Source organism: Streptomyces sp. NPDC000941, from assembly GCF_053599555.1.
Map to the genome: position 1 here is coordinate 1 of NZ_JBSFMM010000054.1, position 22197 is coordinate 22197.

The following is a 22197-nucleotide window of genomic DNA, read 5'->3' on the forward strand; positions in this document are numbered from 1 at the left end:
GCCCCCCGACGCCGCACCCCCTGCCTGCGCGGCGGAGGCGCCGAGCGACGCGCCGGACGCCGCCGCGAGGCCGGAGGCCGCCGGGACGACCGCGTCGGCGGCGCCAGGCGCCATCCCCGCCACGGCGCCTGCGGCCCGGCCGGTCGCGGACGTTCCCGTCTCGCCGCCGGGTCCCACGGCCCGCCCGGCGGCCTCGCCCGCGTCGGCGCCCGCAGGCCGGGCCGCGCTCGGCGCGGGCCCGGTCGTGGCCCCCGGCACAAGCTCGACCGCGCGAGCCGCCACACCACCGGGCAGGGCCTCAGGCGCCACGCCCGGCACGGTCGCCGGAATCGCCGCCACGGCGCCTGCCGCCCCCACCGCCGTCGGCACGGCCACGGCAGCCGTACGGATCTCCAACATGCGCGTCAGACCGCGCGCGCCGTACACCAGGTCGGGGCGGACGGACACCACCGCGCTGACCGTCAGGGCCGTGATCACGGCTTCGCCGATGCCGATCAGTACGTGGACGCCGACCATCGCGGTGAAGACCTTGCCGAGCGAGACATGTGTCGTGCCGCCGAGCGCGTAGATCGCGGTGAAGGCGACGGCCGCGGCCGGTACGGAGATCAGCGCGGCGACGAAGGAGGCGACGGTCACGGAGCGGCGCCGGCGGGGCGTGAGCTTCAGGATGGCGCGGAAGACGGCGTACGCCACCACCGTGGTGACCACCGCCATGTCCGTGATGTTGACGCCGAGCGCGGTGAGGCCGCCGTCCGCGAAGAGCACGCCCTGCATGAGCAGCACCACGGAGACGCACAGCACGCCCGTGTACGGGCCGACGAGTATCGCGGCCAGCGCCCCGCCGAGCAGATGCCCGCTGGTCCCGGCCGCGACCGGGAAGTTCAGCATCTGGACGGCGAAGATGAACGCGGCGACGAGACCGGCGAGCGGCGCGGTGCGCTCACCGCCCGAGCCGACGGAGCCGCCCGAGCCACCAGCGCCCCCGGCGTCCCCCAACTCCCGCCGGGCGCCGCGCAGGCTGACGGCTACCGCCGCCGCCGCGGCCACGCCCGTCGCCACGGACACCGGGGCGTCGATAAATCCGTCGGGGACATGCATGACGGGGCTCCGCTTCTGCGCCGGGGGTGTCCGCTACATCCACGGAATCCGCCAATCCGGTTATCCGCCCGATGATGGTAACCCGTTATTGCGACCTATTCGCAAGAGCGCTCTACCCGCGAAAGCCGGCGCACACACGTGCCGTACACATCAACCGCATACAACGACGGCGGCCCTCCGCGCATTCGCGAAGGGCCGCCGCAACACCAGAAACGGACTCACACGGGCTTACACCCGGGTCAGATCCGCATCAGGATCCCGCTCATCCCGCTCCACACGCACCACGGAGTCCGGGGCGAGCTGCTTGCGCAGCCCCTCGCCCTCCACGTCCACGTTCGGCAGCGCCTTGTCCAGCCAGCGCGGCAGCCACCACGCGGCCTTCCCGAGCAGTGCGAGCACCGCCGGAACGATGGTCATACGGACGATGAACGCGTCGAAGAACACCGCGATGGCGAGGCCGAAGCCGATCATCTTCACCATCGACTCGGACGAGCCGATGAACCCGGCGAAGACGCTCATCATGATGACCGCGGCGGCGGTGACCACCCGGGCCCCGTGCTTGAAGCCCGTGACCACGGCCTGGCCCGGCCGCTCGCCGTGGACGTACGCCTCGCGCATCCGGGTCACGAGGAACACCTCGTAGTCCATCGCCAGACCGAACACCACACCGATCATGAAGATCGGCATCATGCTCATGATCGGGCCGGGCTCCTCGACGTTGAACAGGCTCCCGCCCCAGCCCCACTGGAAGACCGCGACGACCGCACCCAGCGCCGCCACCACGGACAGCAGGAAGCCGAGGGCCGCCTTGAGCGGCACCAGCAGCGACCGGAAGACCACCATCAGCAGCAGGAAGGCCAGGCCGACGACCAGCCCCAGATAGGGCAGCAGCGCGTCGTTCAGCTTCTGCGAGATGTCGATGTTCATCGCCGTCTGGCCGGTCACCAGCATCTCGGCGCCGGTCCCGGACTTGAGGGACCCGGCCTCGTCCCGGATGTGGTGCACCACATTCTCGGTGTCGACGCTGCTCGGCTTGTACTTGGAGATGACCGTCAGCGTCGCGGTGTCCTTGTCCTTGTTGAACCGGGCCGGGCTGACACTCGCGACGCCGTCGACGTCGTGGATGGCCGTACGGGCCTGCTCCACTGCGCCCTTGGGATCGTCGCTGCCCTTGGCGTCGACGACCACCATCAGCGGTCCGTTGAAGCCCGGGCCGAAGCCCTCGGACATCAGGTCGTACGCCTTGCGCTTGGTGGTGTCGGTCGGCTGCGAGCCGTCGTCGGGCAGGCCGAGCTCCAGGCTGGCCGCGGGGAGCGCGGCGGCGCCCAGGCCGAGCACGGCCACCACCAGCACCATCACCGGGCGGCGCAGCACGAAACGGGCCCAGCGGGTACCCGCGTTGGGCTTCTCCTCGCCCGCGGTCTCGCCCTCCGCGCCCTTCTTGGCGGCCTTGCGGACCTTACGGGGCAGCACCTTGCTGCCCGCGAAGCCGAGCAGGGCCGGGATGAGGCTGATCGCGATGAGGACGGCGATGACCACCGTGCCCGCCGCGGCGAAGCCCATCTTGGACAGCATCGGGATGTTGACGACCGCGAGACCGGCGAGGGCGATGACGACGGTGAGCCCGGCGAAGACCACCGCGGATCCCGCGGTGCCCACCGCACGCCCGGCGGCCTCCTCCCGCTCCTGCCCCTCGGCCAGTTCCGCCCGGTAACGGGAGACGATGAACAGCGCGTAGTCGATGCCGACCGCGAGGCCGATCATCATCGCCAGCGTCGAGGTCGTACTGGAAAGACCCAGGGTGGTGGCGAGGGCCGTGATCCCGGAGATACCGATGCCGACGCCGATGATCGCGGTGAGCAGCGGCAGTCCGGCGGCGACCAGCGAGCCGAAGGTGATCAGGAGGACGACCGCCGAGATCGCGATGCCGATGACCTCGGTGGCGCCGGTCTCGGGCATCTGCTCCAGCGCGTCACCGCCGATCTCGACCGTCAGCCCCGAGGCGCGGGCGTCCTGGCCCGCCTCCTTCAGCGCGTCCCGCGTCTTGTCCTCCAGCTCCATGGCGCTGACCTTGTAGGAGGTCAGAACGTACGCCGTGGTCTTGTCCTTGCTGACCCCGCCCGCCTTGTACGGGTCGGCGACCGAGGCGACCTCGTCCGAGCCCGACTGGAGCTCACGGACGGTCTTTTGGACCGTGGCCTTGTTGGCCGCGTCGGTCATCTTCTCGCCGGCCGGTGCGCGGAAGACCACGCGCGCGGTGGCACCCTGCGCGTTACCGCCAGGGAAGCGCTGTTCCAGCACGTCGAAGGCCTTCTGGGCCTCCGTACCAGGGATGGAGAAGGTGTCGTTGGAGGGTGGTGAGGCGGTGGCGGCCCCGACACCGGCGACCGCGAGGAGCGCCACCCATATCAGGGCGACGAACCGACGTCGCCTGAAGGCGAATCGGCCGAGTTTATAGAGGAACGTGGCCACGAGGAGAGGTGCTCCCGTCGAGTAGGCGTTACTGGCAGGGGTGGGGATCCAGACGGCGACGAGAGCGGCGCGCCGGCTGGAGCTCTATGGGGTTGTGTGGTGGGGCCGTGGTGCGGGGAGAGTGGGGAGGGGCGCCTCAGGGGGAGGCCGGGGACCGGACGCCGAGGGCGGGGAGGACGACGGCATCGATGTAGTCGAAGAGATAGGCGGTGTCGGGCTCCTGGGCCTCGACGAGGGCCCGGGTGGTGAAGGCGCCGACCAGCATGTGCACGGTGTACTGGAGGGCGGGGCGGCCCGGGGCGACCTCACCGCGGTCGACGGCCCGCCCGAGCACCGCCTCGAAGGCGGCGAGCTCGTGCTTGACCAAGAGTTCGCGCAGCGCCTCGAGCAGATCCGGGTTCTGGTGGGCGGCCAGGGCCAGCCCTCGCATCAGGGCCGCGTCCCGCTCCCGGGCCTGGTCCCCGCATCGCACCATCTCGCGCAGATCGCCGCGCAGCGAGCCGGTGTCGATGTCTTCGAGCGAGACGGGCTTGGTGTGCCGCAGCGCGGTGGCCACCAGCTGCGGCTTGCTCTTCCACTGCCGGTAGAGCGTGGCCTTGCTGGAGTGGGTACGGGCCGCGACGGCGTCCATGGTGAGCGCGTCGTAGCCGACCTCGGTGAGGAGGCCCATGACGGCTTCGTACAGCTCGCTCTCCCGCTCGGGGGACAGCCTGCTGCGGCGTCGGTCGAGTGCCTGCATCGTGCCCTCCTTCCCGAACATGGGAGCGTCACGAACGAAACGGTTTCGTACACCAATAGCGTAAGCGCAGTTCTGAGTGGCACTGTACGAAACGAGCCCGTTTCGCTCGTGGGATGCGTCACAAGACCGAGTTGCCCTGAAGGGGCCGCCCCGGAAGGATGGTCAGGTGAAGGATGCTTTGTCGAACGCGTCGGGCCAAGGCGACGGCGCGTATCTCCGGTTTCCGCACCTGCACGACGACTTGCTCTGCTTCGCCGCCGAGGACGACCTCTGGGTGGCGCCGCTGGCCGGGCTGGGGGAGCCACCCGGGCGGGCCTGGCGGCTGACGGTCGACCGCACCCGCGTCGGCCATCCCCGCTTCTCCCCCGACGGCTCGCAGATCGCGTTCACGACCTGGCGCAGCCTCGACCCGGAGATCCATCTCGTCCCGGTCGACGGCGGCGCGGCGCGGCGCCTGACGTACTGGGGCGGCGTCGACGCCCGCGTGTGCGGCTGGACGCCGCCCGACCAGGACGGCACCTCGCACATCCTGGCCGTCTCCTCCCACGATCAGCCGCTCTCCCACTTCTCCTGGGCCTACAGCCTGCCCACCGACGGCAGCCCCGGCGGGCGGCTGCCCTGGGGCCCGGTCTCCGATATCGCGGTCACCGAGGCCGACGGCGAGCGCCGCACCCTCCTGCTGACCGGCACGCCCCCGCACGAGCCCGCCTCCTGGAAGCGCTACCGCGGCGGCGCGACGGGGCGGCTTTGGCTGCACGGCACGCGCCTGGTACCGGAGTTGAACGGACACCTGGCCTCGGCGATGTTCGTCGCGGGCCGGATCGCGTTCCTCTCCGACCACGAGGGCATCGGCAATCTCTACTCCGTTCTGCCCGACGGCTCCGACCTGCGGCGCCACACCGACCACACCGACTTCTACGCCCGCCACGCCTCGACCGACGGCTCGCGCATCGTCTACCAGTGCGCCGGCGACCTGTGGCTGATCGACGACCTGAGCCCGCGCGCCGAGCCGCGCCGTCTTGACGTACGGCTCGGCGGGGCGCGCACCGGGCGCCGCCCGTACCAGGTCCCCGCCTCCTCGCACGTCAACTCGCTGTCCGTGGACACCACGGGCCGGGCGAGCGCGGTGTGCGTACGGGGCAGCCTGTACTGGCTGACCCACCGCGACGGCCCCGCCCGCACCCTCGTCGACACCCCGGGCGTACGGGTCCGGCTGCCGGAGATGCTGGGCGACACCGGGCGCGTGGCGTATGTGACGGACGCCGAGGGCGAGGACGCGATCGAGATCGCGTACCTGCCGCGCGCGAGCGGTCCGCGGGAGCGGCGGCGGCTGGCGGTGGGCCGGCTCGGGCGGGTGCACGAGATGGTCGCGTCGCCGGACGGCAAGCGGCTGGCGGTGGCGGCGCACGACGGGCGGCTGCTGCTGGTGGACACGTCGGTGGAGGAGGACGCGGCGGAGGACGTGTCGGAGGAGGACACGTCGGCGGACGCGGCGGAAGACACATCGGCGGACGGCGCGCCCGAGGCGGAGGGCAACTCACCGGACGGCGCGCCCGAGGCGGAGGGCAACTCACCGGGCAGCGCGGCCGAGGCGGAGGGCAACTCACCGGACGCAGCCGCAGACACCTCCCCGGACGCGGCGCCGGACACCGCGACCGACCCCACCCCAGACACCGACCCCGCACCCGACCCCTCAACCTCGGCCGAAATACCGGACGTCGACGAGGTCAGCGAGTTGATCCGGTCGACGAACGGGCCGGTGCGCGATCTCGCGTTCTCCCCCGACTCCGGCTGGCTGGCGTGGTCGCACCCCGGTATCGGCCGCTCGCTGCGCCAGATAAAGATCGCGCGCCTCGCGGACCGTACGGTCGTGGACGTGACCAGCGGCCGGTTCGAGGACGAGGAGCCGGTCTTCACCCGCGACGGCCGCTATCTGGCGTTTCTGTCCTGGCGCGGCTTCGACCCGGTCTACGACGTGCACACCGGCGACCTGTCCTTCCCGCTCGGCTGCCGCCCCTACCTCGTACCGCTGTCATCCGCGACCCCATCCCCCTTCGCGCTCTCCCCCGAGGGCCGCCCGGCAGCGGGCGGCCTCGATCTGGACAGCGCGTACACGGGCGGCAGCGGAGACGGTGACGGCGAGGCCGCCGAGGGCACGGTCACCATCGAGGTGGAGGGCCTGCCGAGCCGGGTCACCGCCTTCCCGGTGGCCGCCTCGAAGTACTCGACGCTGTACCCGGTCAGCGGCGGCGGGCTGGTGTGGCTGCGCTGGCCGATCTCCGGCGCGCTCGGCGAGACCTTCGCCAATCCGGACGAGACCTCCTCGCGCCCCACCCTCGAACACTTCGACCTGGTCAAGGCCAAGCGCACCGAACTCACCGACGACCTGGACTGGTTCGGGGTCAGCGGCGACGGCACCCGGCTGGTGATCAACGACGAGGGCGATCTGCGGGCGGTGCCCGCCACCGAGACCGGCGACAGCGACGCCACCGTCCATATCGATATGCGGCGCATCCAGCACACCGTCGACCCGGCCGCCGAGTGGCGGCAGGCCTACGACGAGGCGGGGCGGATCACCCGCGCCTACTACTGGGACCCGGGCATGTGCGGCGTCGACTGGGACGGGGCGCTCGAGCAGTACCGTCCGCTGGTCGAACGGGTCGCGTCACCCGACGAGTTCGCCGATCTGCTGCGCGAGGTGCAGGGCGAGCTCGGCACCTCGCATGCGTACGTCATGTCGGCCCGCCGCAACGAGGGCCCGGCCCACTACCAGCGCCCCATCGGGCTGCTCGGCGCCAACTTCGCGCGTACGAAGGACGGGCGCTGGATCATCTCCCGCATCCTGCCCGGCGAGTCCTCCGACTCCCGGGCGCGTTCACCGCTGGCCGGCACCGGTATCCGCGAGGGCGCCACGCTCACGCATGTCGACGGCCGCCCCGTGGACCCGGTGGCCGGCCCCTTCCCGCTGCTCACCGCCGCGGGCGGGACGACGGTCGAGCTCACCTTCCAGCCCGCCGATGAGGCCGGGAAGGCCGGGGAGGCCGGTGACAGCAAGGCCGGGGACAGCTCCACCGACGGCGACAGCGACGGCGACAGCGCGGCGGGTCCGCCGCGCCGCGTCGCCGTCAAGCCGCTCATCGACGACCGGCCGCTGCGCTACCAGGACTGGGTGGCCAAGCGGCGCGCGGTGGTGCGCGAGTTGAGCGACGGGCGGTGCGGCTATCTGCACATCCCCGATATGGGCGGCTCCGGCTGGGCCCAGTTCAACCGCGATGTGCGCAGCGAGATGTCACTGCCCGCGCTGATCGTGGACGTACGGGGCAACGCGGGCGGCAACATCAGCGAGCTCGTCGTCGAAAAGCTCACCCGCACCATCATGGGCTGGGACCTGACCCGCCACGCCGAACCCGTCTCGTACACCAGCAACGCGCCGCGCGGCCCGATCGTCGCGGTCGCGGACGAGGCGACGTCCTCCGACGGCGACATGATCACTGCCGCCTTCAAGATCCAGGGCATCGGCCCGGTGGTGGGGCTGCGCACCTGGGGCGGGGTGGTCGGCATGACCGGCCGGCACCGGCTCGGCGACGGTACGTCGATCACGGTGCCGATGAACGCCGCGTGGTTCGACGCGTATCGGTGGGGGGTCGAGAACTACGGCGTGGAGCCGGACATCGAGGCGCTGCGCTCGCCGCTCGACTGGGCGGAGGGCCGCCATCCGCAGCTGGGCGTCGCGGTGCGTACGGCGCTCGACCTGCTGGAACGCCATCCGGCGGCGACACCGCCCGACTACTCGGACGTACCGGACCTGCGGCGCCCGAAGCTGCCGCCGAGGAGCGGCTGAGCGGAGCGAGTGGGACTGCTGAGCAAGTGGGGCGCGCCCCTCGCGCATGGGCGCGCCCCACCGAGGTCACTTCTCCTCGTTGGGCTCCTGGTCCTCGATCCCTTCCTCCCGGTCCCGCATCGGGCGCTGCTCACGGCTCTCGCGCGGCGGCTGCTCGCGCCGCGGCTGCTGCGACTGCTGCGGCTGCTGCGGCTGCCGGCCGGGCTGCGCCTTCTGGCCCTGGTCGTCCTGCGCCTTGCGCCTCGACTGACGGGCCTTCTCGTTGAACTGGTCCTTGCTGGCCATCGTGTCGCTCCTCGTGAGGTGGCGGAGGATGGGCCCGATCAGCGTGACATGTACTGGCATACTGCGCATTTCGACCCAGAAGTCAATCAATCCCCCCGCGCCCTGTCGTCCGCCTCGCCACCGGCCCCCACCAGCCCGGCCCGCCGCTCGCGCGTCGCCGCGAGCCTGGGCTCGAAGCGGCGCACATCGCGCTGCGCGAAGGTGCCGATCAGCGCGGGCAGAACCCCCCGTACGGGCTGCATACCGCGCAGCCACCACTGCCCGTACACATGCGCCGACCGACGCTCGATCCCCGCCACCAGCCGGTCGGCCGCCGGGCCGAGCGGACAGGTGCGGTTCACCGGCCAGGGCAGCCGCCGCCGGAACTCCCACAGCACATCGTCCCGCTCGAAGCCGCGCACCATATCCGTATCGGTGAAGCTGAGGTAGGCCACGCCGACCCGTACGCCGCGGTGGCCCACCTCGGCGCGCAGACAGTGCGCGAACGCCTCGACACCGGACTTGGACGCGCAGTACGCGGACATCATCGGCCCGGGCGTGAGCGCGGCGAGCGAGGCGATCTGCAGCAGATAGCCGCGGCGCGCGATGAGCGCGGGCAGAAACGCGCGGGCCGTGGCGGCGCTGCCCAGCAGATTGACCTCGATGACCCGCCGCCAGGCCGTCTCGTCGGTGTCGGCGAACGGACCGGCCTGGGCCACGCCGGCGTTGGCGACGACGATGTCCACGCCGCCGAAGCGCTCGACGACCTCCCCGGCCACGCGGGTCATCGCCTCCTGGTCGGTGACATCGGCGTGCCAGTGGGCGGACTCGGTATGCAGCCCCTCCGCCACCCGCCGCAGCCCGTCGGGCTCCAGCCCCACCAACGCCACCTTGGCCCCCCGCGCGGACAGCTTCCGGGCCAGCGACTCCCCCACGCCCCTCGCCCCGCCCGTTACGACGGCGACCCGGCCTTCCAGACTCCTGCGCGCACTCATGTCGTCGGCTCCTCGACGGTGTCGTCGTCCGTGGCGCCCCGCGCCCTCTGCCTCGTGCCCTGCGCCGTGCCCTCGTGCCCATACGCCTGCCCGTACTCCGCCACCAGCCCGCGGATCACCCCGCTCACCGCCGCCGGATCCTCCACGGGCGCCATATGCCCGAGCCCGTCCAGCTCCGTGAGGCCGACACACCGTGGCAGCGAAGCCGACAGCGCTCGGGCGTGGTCCAGCGGGGTCAGCCGGTCGGCCGTGCCGGCGAGCACGGCGGTGGGCAGGACCAGCCGGCCGACTTCCGCGTCGAGATCGAGGTCGCTCATGACCCGCCCCCACGCGGCCCGTACCACCCGCGGGCAGGCGTACACGATGCGCGCGCACGCCTCCACCACGGCGGGCCCCGATGCCGGGCCCATCGTCACGTACTTGAGCAGCCGTCTGGAGACCGGTGTCACCGGCCCGAGCGGCGCCCGCGAGCACAGCAGCACGCGCTGCACCCGCGTCCGCAGGCGTTCACCGCGCAGCGGTATGACGCGGCCCCGCGCGGGCAGCCGCGAGGCGCCGGTGTTGCACAGCAGCAGGGCCGTCGCGCGCTCGCGCAGCTGCGGCCGGTCGGCGGCGGCCATCAGCGTCATACCGCCCATGGAGTGGCCCACGACGACGGCCCGCTCCCCGGGCGCGAGCGTCTGGTCGAGCACCGCCGCCAGGTCGTCGGCGAGCGTGTGTGTGCTGTAGCCGCCGGGGTCCGCGGCCGGGCTGCGGCCGTGGCCGCGCTGGTCGTACAGGACGACCCGGTGGTCGGTGGCCAGTTCGCGGACGATCGGCGCCCAGAAGGCGGTCGAGCAGGTCCAGCCGTGCACCAGCACGACGGCCGGGGCGCCTTCGGGCCCGTGCAGTTCGGCGTGCAGGCGGGTGCCGTCGGAGGAGATGACGGTCAGTTCGCTCACGGCGACGGGCGGCGCGTACGGACCAGCGGCCTGCCGCGCCGGACGGCGGCTCACCGGGCCTCCCGCCCCGCGCCCACACCCGCAACGTCCCGCCCGGCCCCGGGCGGCGCTTCGCGCTCCGGCCGCAGCACCCGGTACTCCGTGACGTCCACCCTCCGCGTCACCCTGCGGAACTCCGCCGTCGTCCCCGGCCACACCGTCGTATTGCGCCCGCCTTGCAGGTACCAGCTGTCGCAGCCGCCCACGTTCCACACCGTACGGCTCAGCCGCTCCTGCATCCGCTCTGTCCACGCCCGCACCGCCGACGGCCGGGCGTCCAGCGCCACCTTCCCGCCCAGCACGTCCAACTGCCGCATGAAGTCGACGAGATACGCCAGCTGCGCCTCGATGATGAGGATCATCGAGCTGGTCCCGAGCCCGGTGTTCGGCCCGATGATCGTCAGCAGGTTGGGGAAACCCGCCGCGCTGGTGCCGCGCAGCGCCTCCATTCCGTCCCGCCACTCCTCCGCGAGCGTCGTCCCGTACGCCCCGGTCACCCGCCGCGCGATCGGCATATCGGTCACATGGAAGCCGGTCCCGAAGATGATCGCGTCCGCCTCCGCCTCCGTACCGTCGGCGGCGACGAGCGTGGAGCCGCGCACCTCCTTCAGCCCCGCCGCGACGACGTCGACATGCGGCTGGGCGAGCGCCGGGTAGTAGTCGCCGGACAGCAGGATGCGCTTGCAGCCGATGCGGTAATCCGGCGTCAGCCTGGCCCGCAGGGCCGGGTCCTCGATGGCCCGCCGCATATGGCGGACGGCCATCCGCTCCACCAGCCGCAGTGAATCGGGGCGTTTGGTGAACGAGCCGGTCTGCAGCTCCCGCACCCCCCACAGCACCGCCCGCCGCAGCGCGCGGGTCGCCGGAACCTTGGTGTGCAGCCAGTGTTCGGCGGCGGAGATACGGCGGTCCATGCGCGGCAGCACCCAGGCCGGGGTGCGCTGGAAGAGGGTGAGCCGGTCCACTTCCCGGTGGATGGCGGGCACGATCTGGATGGCCGAGGCACCGGTGCCGATCACCGCGACGCGCTTGCCGCGCAGATCGTAGCCGTGGTCCCAGCGCGAGGAGTGGAAGACCCGGCCGGGGAAGTCCGCCAGGCCCGGGATGTCCGGGATCCTGGGGTCGGAGAGCGGCCCGGTGGCGCTGACCACGACATCGGCGGTCAGCGCGCCTGACACGGTGTCGATCTCCCAGTGCAGCGCGCGCGAGTCCCAGCGCATGGCCCGCACCTCGGAGTCGAAGCGCAGATGCGGCCGCAGCCCGAACGTATCGGTGACCCGCTCCAGATACGCGCGGATATGAGGCTGCCCGGAGAAGTTGCGCGGCCACTCGGGGTTGGGCGCGAAGGAGAAGGAGTACAGATGGGACGGCACATCACAGGCGCAGCCCGGATAGGTGTTGTCCCGCCAGGTGCCCCCGACCGCCCCGGCCCGCTCCAGGACCACGAAGTCGGTGATGCCCGCCCGGCGCAGCCGTACGGCCGCCCCCAGCCCGCCGAATCCGGCTCCGATCACCGCCACCCGTACGCGCTCTCGCGTCACCTCAGCGCCAGTCATACGGCCGCCTCCCGCAACACTCGGAACGTTGCCAGCAATTACTGGCACGGTTTGAGCGTAGGACAGGGTGCTACCGAGCGGTAGGGGCCGGGTGGAGGGAAGTTACCGGCGGTTCACCGCTCTGTGGTGCGGGCATAGGCTGCTGACGTGGCGACGAGCGAAGAACGCGAGGGCGCGGACGGCCCTGACTTGGGCGGTGCGGAGAAATCTGGCGAATACCGTGAATACCGCATAGCGGAGCTGGCCGAAGAGGCCGGGATCACCGTGCGCACCCTGCGCTTCTACCGGGAGCGCAAGCTCATCCCGCCGCCGCGCCGCGAGGGCCGCGTCGCCTGGTACAACGACCACCACCTGACCCGGCTCCATACGATCGCCGCCCTGCTGGAGCGCGGCCACACCCTCGGTGGCATCGCCGAACTCCTCGCCGCCTTCGACAGCGGCGCCCGCGACGTCGCCGATCTCCTCGGTCTGCGCTCCACCCCCATCCCCATCCCCGTCCCCGCCTGGTCGCAGGAGACCCCGGTCCGGCTCACCCCGGAGGCGCTGGCCGACTACTTCCAGGGGCAGGCGACGCCGGAAAACCTCGCGGCCTCCCTCGACCTCGGCTATCTCGCGGTCGACGGCGACCAGTTGGTGCATGTCAGCCGACGCCTGCTGGACGTATCCCGCGATCTGGTCGACCGTGGCCTCCCGCTCGCCGCCGTGCTGGGGGCGGCCCGCGATGTACGCCACCATCTGGACGCGATCGCCGAGGTCTTCGCCGCCCTCCTGCGCACCACGGTCCTGGCCGAGCCCGCCTCCCGGATCGGCGCGACGCTGGAGGAACTGCGGCCGATGGCCAAGGGTGTCGTGGACGCCGAGCTGTCGATGGCCATGGACCGCCGCATCCGCGCGGAGCTGGCGGCGTGGGCGGAGGGAGATCAGGACCGGGGGTGACAGTGGCCCCTGCCATCATCGGCCCATGCTCAGTCTTCCCCTCCTCAGCGAGTTGGCGCACGAACGGCTTCCCTCCGGTCTCGCGGACCGGTTCTGCTCCCTGCTGGAGCCGAGAGGTCAGGTCCTCTCGGCCGCCCGCCCCGGAGACGAACACGTCGGCGTGCTCGGCGGTGAGCCGCTGTTTCCCGAGGCCGTCGAGTGGCCGGTGTGGGAGGGGCACGGCCCCCTGTCGTTCGTCGCCTCGCTCGACTGTGACCGGCTGTCGGCCGTCGCCACCGGACTGGCCCTGCCGGCCGACGGCACCCTGCTGTTCTTCTACTTCGACGGACAGGCCGACGAATACGCGTCGTGGGTGAGTCCCTCGAACCCCGAGTCCCGTCCGGGGTCCCGCATCCTGTACGTCCCCGCCGGCACGCCCGTTCTGCCGCGCCCGGCACCGGCCCCGCTCAAGCCGTACCGCCGCGTGCCGCTGCGCACCGACCCGACCGTGGACCTGCCCCAACTCCGCGACGCCGAGATCCACATACCGCTCGGCCTCGACTACGAGACGGTGTCCGCCGATCCGGTGTACGTCGACTTCCAGGACGCCGTATGGAATCTGCGCCGCGTCCACCACCGGGTGGGCGGCGAACCCGACAACATCCAGGGCGAGGTCGAGTACGAGGTCGCCGACTTCCCCGACGACTGGAACCTGAACGAATTCGATCCCGACAACCCCCACTACGACGACATCCTCGCCGAGGCGGCACGGTGGCGGCTGCTGCTCCAGATCGCCTCCGACGACGACGCCGACATGTTGTGGGGCGACGGGGGCGCCCTCTACTGGCTGATCGACCCCGAAGACCTCGCCGCCGGCCGCTTCGACCAGGCCCGCTTCACCTGGCAGTGCCACTGAACCCGTTCGTCGATCCGTACGGGCACAGCTGCCGCCGCGGCCCGCCGCTAGTCTCCGGCACAGCCGAACGCCAGGTCCACCAGGTCCGGGTTGTACCTGGCCAGGAGATAGTACGGTCGGGCCGCAGCGACCAGGACGTCGCGGGAGCCCATCCCCCGGTCCAGCGCGTGCAGTTCCAGGGTTCCGGGTTCGACGCCCCATCGTTCGCCGATGTGGGTCAGGATCCGGTCGGCCGACAACGTGTGGATGTCGAAGGTGGACTGAGTCCGCTGTGCCTGCTCGTTCACCGTCTTCGCGGCATTGACGAGCTTCGCTGCGGTCGGGACGATCGGCCGTCGGCGAAGCGCGTCCAGCGCCAGGCCGTCCGCGGGAGCTCCGGGCGTCAGCTGGAAGCTGCGCACCAGGAAGGTCCCGAGCTGGTGCTTCAGTGGGCGTGAGGTTCGCTCTGCCGGTGTCAGCCACAGGTCGAGGAAGCTCAGGTCTTCGGGCTTGTTCGATCGGGGGTCCGGGATGACGTTGCGATGCCGTGCGTGCTCCAGCGCTCTGTCGAGGGTCGCCTCCGTGTGCTGGGTCCGGCAGCTGGAGGCACACTCCTGGACCAGATGGTCGAAGACCAGGTCCCGGTAGAAGTCCGGGTAGTCGCGGGCGAAGAGCTGGCACATCCGCAGAACGCTCATCTCGGCGGTCCGGCCGTCCTCGGTTTCGACGCTGCGTGCTCCCAGCTGCCAGCGGTGCAAGTAGATGGTGGGTGCGATGGTGAAGTTGGGCGAGTGGGGCGTGGTGCCGTTCGCGCGGCTTTCCTCGAGCGTGCGTAGTTTGTGGACCAGTTGCAATGCGTCGTCGCGCTGAACGTTGACGGCCCGGTTGGCGCAGAGATGCCGTAGCGCTTTGACACTTGCAGCTGGTGTGGCGGTCTCGCGGGCGAGCTGGATGAGTTCCGGGTAGGAGCGCATGTGGTACGGGCGCCGAGCCAGCGCGGCAACGAGGTGACCGGCGGTGGGCTCGTCGAGGATCCCTTCCTGTATGCACAGGCGCAGGGTCGCTCGGATGTTGACGAGGGCTTCGGAGACCGGCCTGTAGCGTTCGTCCGCCGGCCCGTGCAGGAGAGCCACCTCGTCGTCGGCCGTCAGTCGGCCTTCCTGGTAGTCGCGGTAAACGCGTCCCACGCCGTGCATGCCGAAGGTGTCGAGTTCGGCTGCGCGAAGGGCGCCCATACCAGCAGCGCCGAGGACTGTCACGCCGGTCTGGAGGAGGGCGAGGATCTCTTTGTGCCGGACGGCGCGGGTCTGACGGAAGTAACCGTCGATGATGCCGACGAGGTCTCCCTGCTGGGGTGCGAGTTTCAGCAGGTCTCCTGCCGCTATTGGCGGGAGGACGGTGATGTCGTCCGCCGCGAGCAGGTCGGCGGCGTCCGGCAGGCTGGGGCCGACGAAGAGGTATCGGGCCATTACATGAAGGCCTGTTCGCGGCGAAGGCCGGGGCAGACCACTCGTACGACGGGGATGCCCAGGTGGGGCCTGGTGTGGTCGGCAATCAGCGGAGATCGCCCGGTCAGGGAGAGGACGCTGGTGACAGTGGTGCGCAAGTCGTCCGCGAGCGTCTCATTGCGGACGGAGGCGATCTCGTCGTAGGTGACCCGGTCGGCTTTCGCGAGGGGTGCGGGACGCGCGGACCGGCTCGAGACGGCGCGCCGGTAGGCGCCCGTGGTGAGGTCGTCCCGGTCTCCGGCGATCTGGGTGGCGCGCGACTGCGCGGCTTCGGTCAGGGCGCGGCACAGGGCGACGTCACGGTCGAGGTGGGCACCGGCGCCGGCGAAGAGCACCGGGAACGCTTCGCTCTGGATGGTGGCCAGGAAGCAGGCGACCCCGGTGGGCGATGGGAGTACTTCAACTCGGACCTCGACCGCGGCCGCGTCCATAAGGTCCAGCAGCTCCCGGGCTGGGCCGTCCACGGTGGCCAGGTCCAGGGCCGGTGACGGGTCCGTCTCGGCGCGGGCCAGACTGTCGCGTTCGATGACCTCGTAGATGCCGTGGAGTGCCGCTTCGGCGAAGGTGTTGCCGCTGGCCAGTCCATCGCTGTTCTGGGCGAACAGGGGTGGCATCCAGGTGTCGCGCACACGACCGTCAAGGCGCAGCAGGTCGGTCGGCAGGAAGGTGTCCGTACCGTCCTCCAGGCGGCTTGCTCTGGTCCATTCGAGCTCCAGGCCCGGCCGGAGATGGTGGCGGGGTTCCAGGGCCAGTTCGTGGACGCGGTAGCCGCACGCGCGTTCCATGTCGGCAACGGTCGCGGTCGTCTCGCCGGGATCCAGGCGCTCAGCGTGCCAGGACTCGATCGATTCCATGGCAGCGGAGACCTTGGCGAGGTCGTGAGTGAGGCCTTTGCCCTGGCTTACCGACACTGTCCGGGAGTTCGGGCGGACGGCCTGGTGGACCGGTATGCCGATCTCGTCGAGCCAGGTGATGTCGGCGAGCCGGGTGATACCGACGATAGGGAAGAGCGGCTGGATCCGGCGCAGCGTTTCCGTGGGGGGCAGGACACGATGGGTGCCGGACACACAGGCTTTGCGGGTGTCGTCGGGGACGGGAACGGGGGGTGCGAGCACTCCGTCCCCGCCCGACAGGTCGTCCGCCATGCCGCTGTCGGTGTGGTCAACAGCGGTGGGGCGGCTCAATGGACGGCTCAATCGGGACCGTCACGCGCCGTGGACGTCGGCAGGCTCGAGGCCGTTGTTGTCCTTCAGCTTGACGCACCAGTGGGAGTCCTTGTCCGTCATCTGGGTCGCGCCGGGGTCCTTGAGGTGCTGCTCGTCGCGGAGTTCGGCTGCGGTGGGGAAGTTGAGAGTCATCTGCCAACCCTTCTGTCATCGGCCGGTGTCACAGGCCGGTGTCGCAAAAGCGATCCCGCCGAGCGTAGCCAACTCTGATCTTCAGGAGAAGATCTCGTTCCGTCAGACGTTCGGGCGCGTGCCTCGGCGTTCACTGCGCCCTCGTCGCGGCGACGAGGACCACCTGTCTGTCCTGGCCGTGTTCGAACAGGCGCACCTGGAGCCCGCAGCGGGTGAGCTGGTCGACCACCGCCGCGCTGTCGTGGTAGAGGTAGCGCCAGACGAGCACTGTGTCGCCCGGCTCGAACGACACCGTCTTCTGGTCATCTCCGACGTCGAAGGTCACGGTGACCGGCTCGAGGAACCGCGCCCGGACGAAGACTTCGCTGCGAACGGGGTCGAACCCGGTTTCGGTGACGTACCAGGAGCGGTCGACAGCGAGCAGGTCCAGTCCGGCCAGTTGCTGGGGCTTGTACGGGCCGCCGACGCTGACCTGATCCATGAACGGCGGCCTGTCGACGCCGGTGTCGATGCGCAGCGTCAGCAGCAGCACGTCATGCTCGCTCATGACGTGGCAAACGTGGCGCAGGACCTGGGTCGGCTCGCCGAAGTTGTACAACGTCGCGCCGGCCAGGATGACGAAACGGACCGGATCGGCACCATCGTGGCCGGGAGTGCGCTCAGCGGTGAGGACGCGGGCGAGATCGGGGCCGGTGAAGTCGCCGCGGCGCAGCGCGAAGCGCTCCACCTGAGCGGGGAAGTCAACTCGGAGGTTCTCCCTGGCCAGCTCAAGAATCTCTGCGCTGATGTCGATCGCGCGATAGCCGGTCAGGCGGGACCTGTCCAGCAGGTGGCGGATCAGCCCGCGCACGGGACGCGTCGTTCCCGGCCCGAGATCGACGATCTGCACCGGCGACGATGACGGCGCAAGGGCGAGCAGCTGCTCGGCGCGGGAAGTCAAGATCGTGTCGAAGTCGCTGAACATAGGCGCGAGTTCGGGGTTGGACGGTACTTCGCCCGCGCGCCACATCTCGCTCCCGTCGCCGAGATAGGTCAGTTCGTACGGGAACTCGGCACGATGGTTGAGGGAATCGACGATGGCATCCACCTGTGCCGCCGAGTAGGTGCGATAGAAGTCTTCGTGCGGCGACACCGCCTGCTGCTGTACACGCGTCACGGCAGACAGTACATCGCCGGCCACATAGGTCCGTCTACCCTTCTGCAATCGCGCTTGCAAGGACCCCGCCGAACGAGAGCAGTGACGGCATTCGTCAATCTGTGCTTACCCATGACGGTTTCCGGCAGCTACCGCCTGCTGAGTGGCACCGCTCCCCTGGCTCACCGATCGTGAAGCCCTCGGAACGGACGTACAGGCAAGGAGAGCGCGAATGACTGCCGAGAGGACGATCCTCGTCACCGGGGCGAGCGGGAATGTGGGGCGGCAGGTGGTGTCCCAGCTCCTGGCCGGACACACCGGCGGCGTACGGGCGCTGACCCGCGATCCCCACGCCGCCGCCCTGCCCGGCGGGGTCGACGTACGCCAGGGCGACCTGGCCGACCCGGCCGCGCTGGAGGCGGCGTTGAAGGGGGTGGACGCGGTGTTCCTGATGTGGCCCTTCCACGGCGCCGATCCGGCCCCCGCCGTCGTGGACGCACTCAAGTGGCATACCGGCCGGGTGGTGTTCCTGTCGTCGGGCGCCGTCCAGTCGGGCGTGGCGCCGGAGCAGCAGGTGCACCCCGTGGGCCGGTCCCATGGGCGCGTGGAACAGCTCATCGAGCGGTCCGGGCTCGTCTGGACCCACCTACGCCCGAGCACCTTCGCCGTGAACACCCTGTGGTGGGCCGGCCAGATCCGCGCCGGGGACGTCGTGCGCGGCGCGTACGGGGCCGTGCCCATGGCCCTCCTCCACGAGGCCGACATCGCCGCCGTGGCGGTGCGGGCCCTCACCGAGGACGGCCACGGCCGCACCGCCTACGCCCTCACCGGACCCGAAGTCCTCACCCAGGCCGAGCAGGTGCGCACCATCGGCGAGGTGCTGGGCCGCCCCCTCCGGTGGCAGGAGCTGTCCCGGGCAGAAGCACGTCAGCGGCTGCTGGCCGATGACGCCTTCCCCGACTCCTTCGTGGACCCGCTCCTCGACGGCTACGCCGCGATGCTCGACGCCCCTCCCCCGGCCGTCACCTCGACGATCGAGGCGGTCACGGGCGCACCGGCCCGCACCTACCGCGCCTGGGTGTCCGACCACGCCACCGACTTCACCTGATCAGCAGTCGCGGTGGCAGGTACGGCGAGACGACCCGGATGTTCCAGCCCCGGCGGCGGGCGTGGCAGACCAGGGCCAGGATGTCGAGGTCGACGGCGGCGTCGGAGTCGCCCGCACGGTCGGCGACCCGGTAGTGGTCGCGGTGCGCTTCGAGGGCGTCGATGAGGGCGAGGTTGAAGCTCTCCTCGTCGCCCTCGACGAGCTGGGAGAAGAGAACGCCGGGCGGCGGGAAGAAGCCCCAGGTCCTGGCCTTCTCGCAGTCCTCAAGCGCACGGTCCGTGGCGGGTTCGGGGTCCACGCCCCGGAAGTAGTCGTGGAGCGCCCGGCGGTACGAGGCGAAGGCGGAGCCGTCGCCCTCCAGACGGGCGGAGCCGCTGAGGACGAGCGCGGCGATGTCCTCGCGCCGCCCGCCGATCAGGGCGAAGTTCATGGCGGTGTGCCAGGCGCCGGGCCCGGCCTGATCCCCGTGGTAGGCGGGGTAGCTGAGCGTGCTGCCGCCGATCGTCACCTCGACGTCCGTACCGGGCTCGGCGAGCGTGGCGCGGAACAGGGCCGCGCCCAGCTCCGCGGCGAGGCGCAGGTTTTCCAGCTGCTGGTCCGTGACGTCGGCGGTGAGCGAGGCACGGGCCTTGAACAGGAGGTCCTGGTAGCGCACGGCATCCGACAGGTTCCAGGCGGAGAGCGGCTTTCCGTCCTCCGACGTCAGGGCCTCCCTGGTGTACTGCTCGAACAGGGCCTCGCTCTCCGGGTGCATCTCCTGCGGGGCTTCGGGCCGTTCGACCGCCACCGGCCCGGCGGCCAGCGCGGCGACCGCGTCCGGCCGCCGTACGCGGCCGTACGCCTGGACCCGTGGCCCCGCCGTCTCGAACCCGGTCACCAGCGCCCGCGGGAGATACCCGGTGTCGATGGGCGGCTGCCAGCCCTCGCGGCGGTAGGCGAGCGCGGCCAGGGCCAGCGGCAGGAGCGGCAGCAGGGTACGGGGCCTGGCGCCGGGGCCGGGGATGGCGCTGTGCGGAAGCAGCAGCTTGGCCAGCGCGGTGCGGAAGGCGTCCCGGTCGCCGGTGGTCAGGGCGCGCAGCGCGGCCAGCCCGATGGACTGCGGCTGGTCGAGCAGGCCGCCCTCGCCGGGCGCGGCGTCGAGGTCCCGTATCCGGGCCAGCGCGGCATCCAGCGCGGCGAGCTTCTGTTCCTTGGTCGGCGGGTATTCGGCGTCGTCTCCCGTATCCCCGATGACATACGCCATGAAGCCCTTGATGAGCTCGACGGCGGGCCGCCCGGCCCCGTCCTTCTCGAACGGCTCACGGGCGAAGTGGAACGCCTCGCCGTGCCATGAGGCCCTGTCGGCGAGGACCGCCAGGCAGAACGCGTCGAGCCAGCGGTGCGCGGAGATGGCTTCCGGATCGCCCTCGGAACCGGGGTCGTAGGTCATCCCGAAGTTCACATAGTCGAGGAAGACCTGGAAGTGGTTGGTCGGGTAGTACGCGGCATACGCCACGGCACCGGCGGCGGCCTCGGCGGCGTTGTCGAGGACGGCCTTGGCCTCCGGGGTGTCGAGGTCGGGGGTCCCGACGGACAGAGCGCCCAGGTAGTCGAGGAATTCCTCCGCGATCAGCTCCCACTCGTAGGTGGAGATCCGGCCGGCCCTCGACATGGAATGGACCATCGAACCGATCCGGTTGGCGAAGTCCTCAAGAGCCGCCGAAACCGCGGCCTCGCCTATCTGGTGTCGCTCTATCCGCACGGCTGCCCCGCTCCCCGCTCACATGTCCGGGCTCACCCTACGCGGACGCGCGAACGAGCGACCCAGTCAGTGCGATCCTGCGCGCGCAGCCTGCATGATCTCCCTGATCTCATCCATGGCCGCCTGCCACTCCGGGTCCTCTTTATTGAGCGTCTGGGCGGCGCGCTCGGCAGCGTGCAGACGCCGCGCTGCATCGGGAAACCGCTCGACCTCGATCACAGTGGCCCACTTGAGCTGGAACATGGCGATCGGCCCGAAGCTGTTGGACTGGGTGGCCATCGTGAAGACGGTGTCCCGCTCCGACATCATCTCCGCCAGGCGGGAGGGTGCGACCTGCGCGAGTGCCGCACGCAGCGCGGGGAAGGACTTATCAGGTCTGGGGATCCCGCGCTGGCGCTGCACGAGGTGGAGCACCACGTCTCGTTCCGCGTCAAACGCCAGGCGGTGCTGTACGGAGACCGGCCGACCCCGCTGACAGCGATCGTCCATGAGGCCGCTCTGCGCATGGGCTTCGGCGGGCCGGAGGTAGCCCGCGCCCAGCTCGAGTACCTGATCAAGATGAGCGAGCTGGCGAACGTCACGCTGAAGGTGGTCCCGTTCGGCGTGGGGATCTTCCCCATGTCCGGGCAGGGCATCGTCTACTACGGCGGAGAAGTCCTGCGGCTCGACACTGTCCAGCTCGATTCGGACCATGGGTCTGAGTTCCTGGACACCCAGCCGCAACTCGCCAGGTACCGGAACGTACTGGTCAGGATGGAAGCCTGCGCCCTTGAGCCCGCAAAGTCACGCGACATGATTCACCGCATCTCGCGGGACATCTGAACTAAGGAGCACGTATGTCCACAGACACCTGGCGGAAGTCGTCGTACAGCGGCAACACGGCGAACTGCGTCCACGTAGCCCTCGACAGCGGCGGTAGGCCCAAAATACGGGAGAGCGATGGGCCTAACGCCACACTCGTGGCCAGCCCCGCCGCATTCCGCGCCTTCATACGCACTGTCAAGACAGGTGAGTTCGACCGGCTCGCCGCCGACTGAGCCGGCGGACCCTCCGGACACCCCACCCTTCGTAAAAGCGCTTGCTCCAGATCAAGCGTTTTTACGAAGGGTGGGGTAGGGGAGCCCGGTGGCACCACCGCAACGCCGAGCCCCCACCGCGCACCGGGTGGGGCCTGGGGCCACCGTCACCGCATCGGCGGCCCGGCTAGGCCCGGAGAGAGAAGCCCTCGGGCGGCGTGCCCTCGGCGAACAGCATGGCCACCCGGACCTTGTCCGCTCGTATCTCCCGGGCCCGCCGGTACTCCGGGGAGTCGTACCACTCGTGGACTCGGGCCATGTCGGGGAACTCGATGACCACGAACCGGGAAGAGCCCCAGGTGCCTTCGACAGCCTGGGGCGTGGGTCCCGCGACCAGGTAGCGGCCACCGTGGCTGAGGATGGACTGCTGGGCCACGGGTGCGTAGGCCAAGCCGGCCTCCTCGTCGAGCACATCGGCGTTGACGATGACGTAAGCGGGCATGAGACTCCCCGTCTCTTTGGACACGGCGTGTACTAATGACTCGGCGGAGACTATCGCAACCCTGTAACCTCCCC

General features: G+C 70.8%; 20 protein-coding genes. 6 read left to right on the forward strand and 14 right to left on the reverse strand.

All coding sequences use genetic code 11. The annotated features are described in order from the left end of the window. The 3 genes from ACWDSL_RS19220 to ACWDSL_RS19230 form a co-directional block, all read right to left on the reverse strand. A partial coding sequence (locus ACWDSL_RS19220; protein ID WP_450486839.1) for an energy-coupling factor ABC transporter permease occupies window positions 1–1098 on the reverse strand: 1098 nt, incomplete at its 3' end. A 228-nt stretch (window positions 1099–1326) separates the two neighbouring features. Then, window positions 1327–3570 (reverse strand): MMPL family transporter, encoded by a 2244-nt coding sequence (locus tag ACWDSL_RS19225; protein WP_450486841.1) that lies wholly within the window; start codon window positions 3568–3570, stop codon window positions 1327–1329. Window positions 3571–3706: 136 nt separating this feature from the next. Next, a complete protein-coding gene (locus ACWDSL_RS19230; protein WP_450486843.1) occupies window positions 3707–4309 on the reverse strand; it encodes a TetR/AcrR family transcriptional regulator in 603 nt (200 codons plus the stop codon). A 166-nt stretch (window positions 4310–4475) separates the two neighbouring features. Here ACWDSL_RS19230 and ACWDSL_RS19235 point away from each other — a divergent pair, with 166 nt between their 5' ends. Next, entirely contained in the window at window positions 4476–8150 is a 3675-nt protein-coding gene (locus ACWDSL_RS19235; RefSeq protein ID WP_450486845.1) for a S41 family peptidase, read from the forward strand. Between the two features lie 66 nt (window positions 8151–8216). On the opposite strand, the gene ACWDSL_RS19240 is transcribed toward ACWDSL_RS19235, so the two are convergent. From ACWDSL_RS19240 to ACWDSL_RS19255, 4 genes are all read right to left on the reverse strand, one after another. Further along, a complete protein-coding gene (locus ACWDSL_RS19240) occupies window positions 8217–8435 on the reverse strand; it encodes a hypothetical protein (RefSeq protein ID WP_450486846.1) in 219 nt (72 codons plus the stop codon). 86 nt (window positions 8436–8521) lie between these two features. Then, a complete protein-coding gene (locus ACWDSL_RS19245) occupies window positions 8522–9409 on the reverse strand; it encodes an SDR family oxidoreductase (RefSeq protein ID WP_450486847.1) in 888 nt (295 codons plus the stop codon). Continuing rightward, the gene (locus tag ACWDSL_RS19250; protein WP_450486849.1) at window positions 9406–10404 is read right to left on the reverse strand and encodes an alpha/beta fold hydrolase; all 999 of its coding nucleotides are present in this window, start codon (window positions 10402–10404) and stop codon (window positions 9406–9408) included. The genes ACWDSL_RS19245 and ACWDSL_RS19250 overlap by 4 nt, the downstream gene beginning before the upstream one ends. Next, window positions 10401–11945 carry a flavin-containing monooxygenase gene (locus tag ACWDSL_RS19255; protein ID WP_450486851.1) on the reverse strand — a complete coding sequence of 515 codons (1545 nt, stop codon included), beginning with the start codon at window positions 11943–11945 and terminating at the stop codon, window positions 10401–10403. The genes ACWDSL_RS19250 and ACWDSL_RS19255 overlap by 4 nt, the downstream gene beginning before the upstream one ends. Before the next feature lie 147 nt (window positions 11946–12092). On the opposite strand from ACWDSL_RS19255, the gene ACWDSL_RS19260 reads away from it, so the two are divergent. Together ACWDSL_RS19260 and ACWDSL_RS19265 are read left to right on the forward strand one after the other, a co-directional pair. Continuing rightward, window positions 12093–12881, forward strand: a complete 789-nt coding sequence (locus tag ACWDSL_RS19260) for a MerR family transcriptional regulator (RefSeq protein WP_450486852.1) — start codon at window positions 12093–12095, stop codon at window positions 12879–12881. A 25-nt stretch (window positions 12882–12906) separates the two neighbouring features. Then, on the forward strand, window positions 12907–13776 hold the full coding sequence (locus tag ACWDSL_RS19265) for a YwqG family protein (RefSeq protein ID WP_450486854.1): 870 nt from the start codon (window positions 12907–12909) through the stop codon (window positions 13774–13776). 47 nt (window positions 13777–13823) lie between these two features. Here the strand turns inward: ACWDSL_RS19265 and ACWDSL_RS19270 are convergent, their stop codons facing one another. The 4 genes from ACWDSL_RS19270 to ACWDSL_RS19285 all read right to left on the reverse strand — a co-directional run bounded on the left by ACWDSL_RS19270 (window position 13824) and on the right by ACWDSL_RS19285 (window position 17777). Next, the gene (locus tag ACWDSL_RS19270) at window positions 13824–15224 is read right to left on the reverse strand and encodes a TfuA-like protein (RefSeq protein ID WP_450486856.1); all 1401 of its coding nucleotides are present in this window, start codon (window positions 15222–15224) and stop codon (window positions 13824–13826) included. Continuing rightward, window positions 15224–16447 carry a YcaO-like family protein gene (locus tag ACWDSL_RS19275; protein ID WP_450486858.1) on the reverse strand — a complete coding sequence of 408 codons (1224 nt, stop codon included), beginning with the start codon at window positions 16445–16447 and terminating at the stop codon, window positions 15224–15226. Before ACWDSL_RS19275 ends, ACWDSL_RS19270 begins: the two co-directional genes overlap by 1 nt. A gap of 21 nt (window positions 16448–16468) precedes the next feature. Continuing rightward, window positions 16469–16621, reverse strand: coding sequence for a hypothetical protein (locus ACWDSL_RS19280; RefSeq protein WP_450486860.1), 153 nt, complete (start codon window positions 16619–16621; stop codon window positions 16469–16471). A gap of 130 nt (window positions 16622–16751) precedes the next feature. Further along, complete coding sequence (locus ACWDSL_RS19285) at window positions 16752–17777, reverse strand: L-histidine N(alpha)-methyltransferase (protein WP_450486861.1); 1026 nt, start codon at window positions 17775–17777, stop codon at window positions 16752–16754. A gap of 211 nt (window positions 17778–17988) precedes the next feature. On the opposite strand from ACWDSL_RS19285, the gene ACWDSL_RS19290 reads away from it, so the two are divergent. Next, window positions 17989–18864, forward strand: a complete 876-nt coding sequence (locus ACWDSL_RS19290) for an NAD(P)H-binding protein (protein WP_450486863.1) — start codon at window positions 17989–17991, stop codon at window positions 18862–18864. Here the strand turns inward: ACWDSL_RS19290 and ACWDSL_RS19295 are convergent. Then, window positions 18857–20527 carry an immunity 49 family protein gene (locus ACWDSL_RS19295; protein WP_450486943.1) on the reverse strand — a complete coding sequence of 557 codons (1671 nt, stop codon included), beginning with the start codon at window positions 20525–20527 and terminating at the stop codon, window positions 18857–18859. The two genes, ACWDSL_RS19290 and ACWDSL_RS19295, sit on opposite strands and share 8 nt — an antisense overlap. Before the next feature lie 144 nt (window positions 20528–20671). Beyond that, a complete protein-coding gene (locus ACWDSL_RS19300; RefSeq protein WP_450486865.1) occupies window positions 20672–21022 on the reverse strand; it encodes a hypothetical protein in 351 nt (116 codons plus the stop codon). Here ACWDSL_RS19300 and ACWDSL_RS19305 point away from each other — a divergent pair. After that, window positions 21011–21427: a DUF5753 domain-containing protein gene (locus tag ACWDSL_RS19305; protein WP_450486867.1), complete on the forward strand. Its 417-nt coding sequence runs from the start codon at window positions 21011–21013 to the stop codon at window positions 21425–21427. The two genes, ACWDSL_RS19300 and ACWDSL_RS19305, sit on opposite strands and share 12 nt — an antisense overlap. A 14-nt stretch (window positions 21428–21441) precedes the next feature. Continuing rightward, complete coding sequence (locus ACWDSL_RS19310; RefSeq protein ID WP_450486869.1) at window positions 21442–21642, forward strand: DUF397 domain-containing protein; 201 nt, start codon at window positions 21442–21444, stop codon at window positions 21640–21642. 166 nt (window positions 21643–21808) lie between these two features. Here the strand turns inward: ACWDSL_RS19310 and ACWDSL_RS19315 are convergent, their stop codons facing one another. Then, window positions 21809–22123, reverse strand: coding sequence for a DUF1330 domain-containing protein (locus ACWDSL_RS19315; protein WP_450486871.1), 315 nt, complete (start codon window positions 22121–22123; stop codon window positions 21809–21811). Between the last annotated feature and the right edge of the window lie 74 nt (window positions 22124–22197).